This window comes from Acidovorax sp. KPB24-03 (genome assembly GCF_057546605.1).
This window is the reverse complement of record NZ_BAAJYR010000754.1, coordinates 1-1,001: the sequence shown is the minus strand read 5'-3', so window position 1 is coordinate 1,001 and position 1,001 is coordinate 1. Positions and strand designations below refer to the sequence as shown.

Annotated in this window: 2 protein-coding genes; both read left to right on the top strand. The window is 74.5% G+C overall.

Annotated features, from left to right (window positions below; genetic code table 11):
- Window positions 1-748: molybdopterin molybdotransferase MoeA (locus AC27KI_RS25755; RefSeq protein ID WP_487116663.1), on the top strand; the 748-nt coding region annotated here is incomplete at its 5' end.
- The coding region (gene moaD, locus AC27KI_RS25750) for a molybdopterin converting factor subunit 1 (protein ID WP_272551613.1) at window positions 745-1,001 on the top strand (257 nt) is incomplete at its 3' end. The genes AC27KI_RS25755 and moaD, both read left to right, overlap by 4 nt.

The following is a 1,001-nucleotide window of genomic DNA, read 5'->3' as shown; positions in this document are numbered from 1 at the left end:
CGCTGGGGCTGGCCGCGAGGCATCGGGCCTGGCGCGGCTCACCGTGGCGCGGCGCCCGCGCGTGGCGCTGTTTTCGACCGGCGACGAACTCGTCATGCCCGGCGAGGTGGACCCGGCCCGCATGCCGCCCGGCGCCATCTACAACAGCAACCGGTTCTTCCTGCGGGGGCTGCTGCGCCGCCTGGGCTGCGCGGTGACCGACCTGGGCATCGTGCCGGACCGGCGCGAGGCCACGCTGGAGGCGCTGCGTGGCGCCAGCCTGGAGCACGACCTGATCCTGACCAGCGGCGGCGTGTCGGTGGGCGACGAAGACTACGTCAAGCCCGCCGTCGAGGCCCTGGGCCGGCTGGACCTGTGGCAGATCGCCATGAAGCCCGGCAAACCCTTCGCCCATGGCCGCATCGGCGCGGCGCACTTCATGGGGCTGCCGGGCAATCCGGTGTCGAGCTTCATGACCTTCGCGCTGCTGGTGCGCCCGTTCCTGCTGCGGCTGCAGGGCGTGCAGGCCGTCGCCCCGCAGAGCGTGGCGGCCACGGCCGACTTCGACTGGCCGCGCGCGGACCGGCGCCGCGAGTTCCTGCGCGTGCGGCGCAATGCGGCGGGCGGGCTGGACCTGTTTCCCCACCAGGGCTCGGGCGTGCTCACGTCGGTCGCCTGGGGCGACGGCGTGGTGGACACCCCGGCCGGCCAGACCATCGCGCGGGGCGATACCGTGCGCTTCATTCCCTGGGCGGAGCTGCAGTCATGAGCCGCACCGTCACCGTGCGCTACTTCGCCGCGATCCGCGAGGCCGTGGGGCAGGGCAGCGAACGCCTGGCCACGCAGGCGGCCACGCTGGGCGCGCTGCGCGACGAACTGATCGCGCGCGGCGGGCCCTGGGCGCACAGCCTGGGCCGCGGCCGCGCGGTGCGCATGGCGCTCGACCAGACGCTGAGCGACGAATCCGCGGCGCTGGCCGATGGGGCGGAAGTGGCGTTCTTTCCGCCCGTCACGGGCGGCTG